The 401-nt window shown below is 82.3% G+C and carries 1 protein-coding gene; it reads left to right on the forward strand.

Going from position 1 to position 401, the window contains the following annotated elements; translation table 11 throughout:
- The coding region (locus ACOV8S_RS20160; protein WP_448319181.1) for an acyltransferase family protein at positions 1 to 401 on the forward strand (401 nt) is incomplete at both ends.

The following is a 401-nucleotide window of genomic DNA, read 5'->3' on the forward strand; positions in this document are numbered from 1 at the left end:
GGGCCGCCCTGCTGGGCACGGCCCGGGGCCTCGGCCCCCGGTGGGCGTGGGCGGCGGCCGCGGCGGCGGGATGCGTCGCGGTGGGTGCGTACCAGCTCGGGTTCCGGTTCCCCGCCGCCTACGCCACGCTGCCGGTGGCCGTGCTGACGCTCGCCGTCCTGGGCGCCGTGCGCGGCGTCCGGGTGCCGCAGCGGTGGCGGGGCGCGGTGCGGCGGCTGTCGGACGCCTCGTTCGGGGCCTATCTGGTGCACCTGGCCTTCGTCGCGCCGCTCGGCGGGGCGGTGGCCGCGCGGGTCGCCCCCGGCCTGCCCGCGGCGGGGGCGCTCGCCGCGACCGCGCTGGTCTGCGCGGCGGCGTCGTTCGGCGCCGCACACCTGTGGGGGCGGCTGCGGCTGAGGGCC

This window comes from Streptomyces sp. CO7, assembly GCF_053474865.1.